The 3,655-nt window shown below is 58.4% G+C and carries 3 protein-coding genes and 1 tRNA gene; 2 read left to right on the top strand and 2 right to left on the bottom strand.

Annotation, left to right across the window (positions count from 1 at the left end):
* Positions 1 to 321 precede the first annotated feature (321 nt).
* Positions 322 to 398: transfer RNA gene (locus AC07T0_RS30895), tRNA-Arg, on the bottom strand.
* Positions 399 to 962: 564 nt separating this feature from the next.
* Here AC07T0_RS30895 and AC07T0_RS30890 point away from each other — a divergent pair.
* Positions 963 to 1,286 (top strand): Arc family DNA-binding protein, encoded by a 324-nt coding sequence (locus tag AC07T0_RS30890; protein ID WP_103497682.1) that lies wholly within the window; start codon positions 963 to 965, stop codon positions 1,284 to 1,286.
* Between the two features lie 68 nt (positions 1,287 to 1,354).
* On the opposite strand, the gene mgtE is transcribed toward AC07T0_RS30890, so the two are convergent.
* Complete coding sequence (gene mgtE / locus AC07T0_RS30885; protein WP_495004738.1) at positions 1,355 to 2,797, bottom strand: magnesium transporter; 1,443 nt, start codon at positions 2,795 to 2,797, stop codon at positions 1,355 to 1,357.
* A gap of 322 nt (positions 2,798 to 3,119) precedes the next feature.
* Between mgtE and AC07T0_RS30880 the strand changes: the two genes are divergently transcribed.
* Positions 3,120 to 3,587, top strand: a complete 468-nt coding sequence (locus tag AC07T0_RS30880) for a DUF4124 domain-containing protein (RefSeq protein ID WP_495004737.1) — start codon at positions 3,120 to 3,122, stop codon at positions 3,585 to 3,587.
* Positions 3,588 to 3,655 lie beyond the last annotated feature (68 nt).

Here is a 3,655-nt window from a genome sequence, read left to right as displayed (position 1 = left end):
AGCCTGCAGTGCGACTCGGTCCTGTGGGAGCGGAGCTTGCCCGCGAAGCTTTTAGCGCCTTCAAGGACGCCATCGCCAGCAAGCCGACTCCTACAAGGACCGCGTTGCTGTCGGGGGGCGGCTTCTTGGCCAAAAGACGGGGAATTCGGAGCGTCACTCCACTCCTCCTATATAGAAGAGAACTCCCTGTCCAAACCCGGCAGGGTCGGACTCCCCCGAAACAACCCCTGGAAAGCAGGATTTGAAATACGCAAAGCACTGACAGGCAACATCAGAACCGAAGCAATCAGGAAGAATAAAAGGATCAGGCAACAAACGATATGGTGTCCCAGGGCAGGTTCGAACTGCCAGCCTTCCCCTTAGGAGGGGGATGCTCTATCCAATTGAGCTACTGGGACAACGTTCGGCCACCAGGACAGGCGGCGCGAAGGACGGCGAGCATGTTAACGGGCATGCCGGTGTTTGTCATGTCGTCCCTGGGCTTTTTAACGGTAGGCCACCTCCCGCAAGCACGAACTAACCTGCCTCCTTGGTGTTTTTTTCGTCCTGGCCTTGCTCGCTGGTCGGAAAGTCCGCTTCAACCCCATCTTGGCCCCCTCCGAAGACTAGAAAACCAGCAAATTGCCACTACGCTTTAACATTAGAAGCAAAAGGTCAGGCCAACGGGTAAAATCCGCGCCGTGCTGGCCAGACGCTTCCTGACAGGCCCAGGATGGCCGATCAGAGGGGCGCTACCGGGTGAAACTTTCAAACCAGTGCGCATTTCTGATAATTGGTGCTGGCATATTGCCTTTGTCCAGTTCAATATTTGTCACAGAATTGACGCCAAGGATCTGGCAAATTTGAGGCATGATGCGGGCCTCATTTCAATTCAGGTTGAACATTTGGCCAAGCATGCTGTCCTACTGACATCCCGCGGCCAATTCCGAGAACCGCTCCCCTGAACTAACCGGTTTAAAACTATGCGCCCATTGAAACAGGCAATTTATTCCAGCCGTACGGCTGACAAATTCGTCGTGCGTCTGCCCGATGGAATGCGTGAACGCATCGCCGAGGTGGCTCGCAACCATCACCGCAGCATGAATTCCGAGATCATTGCACGCCTGGAGCAAAGCCTTATTCAAGAAGGCGCACTGGGCGACGAGTTGAGCATGCGGCTGGACAGCCCCGAGCTCTCTCTGCATGAGCGCGAGCTGCTCCAGCGTTTCCGCCAGCTCTCCCACCGTCAACAGAATGCACTCGTGTCGCTGATCGCCCACGATGCCGAAATGGCAGACGCCAGCTGATTCATCCCTGAAAGCTCAAGCCAGCGGTGTGCTGGCTTTTTTTTGCCTGGGATTTGGCCGGGAAGCGCTTAGAGCAGGAAGATGGTTGCCAGCCCAAGGAAGATGAAGAAACCGCCGCTGTCGGTCATGGCGGTGATCATCACACTGGCGCCCATCGCCGGGTCGCGCCCCAGACGCACCAGGGTCATGGGGATCAACACCCCCATCAAGGCCGCCAGCAAGAGATTGAGGGTCATGGCCGCGGTCATGACCACGCCCAGCGACCAACTGCCATAGAGCAGGTAGGCGACCACGCCGATTACCCCACCCCACACCAGGCCGTTGATCAACCCCACCGCCAGCTCCTTGCGCATCAACCGCGAGGTGTTGCCCGTGCTGACCTGGTCAAGCGCCATGGCGCGCACGATCATGGTGATGGTCTGGTTGCCCGAATTGCCGCCAATGCCCGCAACGATCGGCATCAGGGCGGCCAGTGCCACCAGCTTCTCGATGGAGCCCTCGAACAGGCCAATCACCCGCGAGGCGACAAAGGCGGTGATCAGGTTGATCGCCAGCCACGCCCAACGGTTGCGCAGGGATTTCCAGACGGAAGCAAAGATATCCTCTTCTTCACGCAGACCGGCCATGTTGAGGACTTCGCTTTCACTTTCCTCACGAATCAGGTCGACCATTTCGTCAATGGTCAAACGGCCAATCAGCTTGCCGCTCTTGTCCACCACGGGGGCGGAAATCAGGTCATAACGCTCGAAGGCCTGGGCCGCGTCATAGGCATCCTCGTCCGGGTGAAAGCTCACCGGATCACTGGCCATGACTTCAGTCACCTGCTTCTCGGGATCGTTGACCAGCAGGCGCTTGATCGGCAGCACGCCCTTGAGCACGCCGTCATAATCGACCACGAACAGCTTGTCGGTATGACCCGGCAGCTCCTTGAGCCGACGCAGGTAGCGCAACACCACTTCCAGACTGACGTCCTCGCGGATGGTGACCATCTCGAAGTCCATCAGCGCTCCGACCTGCTCCTCGTCATAGGACAACGCGGAGCGAACGCGCTCACGCTGCTGGCCGTCGAGGGCTTCCATCAACTCATGCACAACGTCTCGCGGCAGCTCGGGGGCCAGATCAGCGAGTTCGTCGGCATCCATCTCCCTGGCGGCAGCCAGGAGCTCCTGATCATCCATGTCGGCGATCAGGGTTTCACGGACAGAGTCGGACACCTCAAGCAAGATATCGCCGTCACGCTCGGCCTTGACCAACTGCCAGACGGTCAGACGATCGTCCAGGGGCAAGGCCTCAAGGATATAGGCGACGTCGGCGGAGTGCAGGTCATCGAGCTTGCGTTGCAACTCGACGAGGTTCTGCCGATGAACCAGGTTTTCCACCCGGTCGTGATGAGGACCTTCCTGACGATGCGTCAGGTCTTCAACCACCCGCTGACGCTGCAGCAGGTCAACGACCTGAGCGAGACGATCCTGCAGGCTGTCCTGGCCTTTCTTTACTTCAACTTCGGTCATAGGCGAACTCCACTCCCAGCAGCGGGGCACGCCGGAAGGATCAATCAGTCAATTCGTGATTGGCATAACGAGAGATTAAGTAACTACTGGGTAAGTCCATGGAAATATTCCAAAAACCCCGGTGGGGCTGACGGGCGCAATCATACACCGCCCCCCACGCCTTCACGACCAAAAATCTTGGCTAGAACAAGCGCTTGCAGCACCCGGTCGAGCGCTTTACGCCGGCCTTTTGCTTACGACGACTCATCCTGAAAAGAAAACGTCCCCCACCACCAAACGCTCACCGCTAGGCTAAATGAAAGACCGTCAAGGAGGACGTCCGATGCCACCGAAAAACCTTTTCTCCCTATTGCTCGCACTCTGCCTGCCCTTCCCGGCCGGCGCTGCCAGCATCCATCGCTGTGAAAACGACAGCGGCCATATCACCTTTACCACCCTGGGATGCGCGCCAGACGAAGCGCTGAAACCCCAGCGCGCGCACAATCCCGCCCCCGGAAGCCGGCCCACATCCGCCAGCAGGCCAAAAACCACCAGCGTAATGCCGCGAGAGCTGACCGTAGTCGGCGAACATGATGACGGCTGCGACAATCTGTTGAGCGCGCAGGAAAAGCGCCGGGCGATCATCAACCAGCAGGTTCGCCCCGGCATGAGTCGCCTGGAAGTGGAAAGCGCCCTGGGAAGGCCGGATCGAATCAGTACGAGCAACACCGCGACGCGCTATCACTACCACCTGAAAAGGGGCCGTAGCAGCCTGGTGGTGCTGGATGAGAAGGGATGCGTCAAACGCTAGCCAGCGCCATAAACCCAAACGCCAGACGGCAAAAAGCCCGCAACCAGTGCGGGCTTTTTGTTGTATGG

Source organism: Pseudomonas sp. GW821-FHT04D07 (genome assembly GCF_059420225.1).
Note: the sequence above shows the minus strand (reverse complement) of the source record. Positions and strands in the feature narration are given on the sequence as shown.

Excerpts from the sequence above, each read along its gene's own strand:
- AC07T0_RS30880 (WP_495004737.1), top strand. The coding sequence starts at position 3,120 with ATGCCACCGAAAAACCTTTTCTCCCTATTGCTCGCACTCTGCCTGCCC.
- AC07T0_RS30890 (WP_103497682.1), top strand. The coding sequence starts at position 963 with ATGCGCCCATTGAAACAGGCAATTTATTCCAGCCGTACGGCTGACAAA.
- mgtE (WP_495004738.1), bottom strand. The coding sequence starts at position 2,797 with ATGACCGAAGTTGAAGTAAAGAAAGGCCAGGACAGCCTGCAGGATCGT.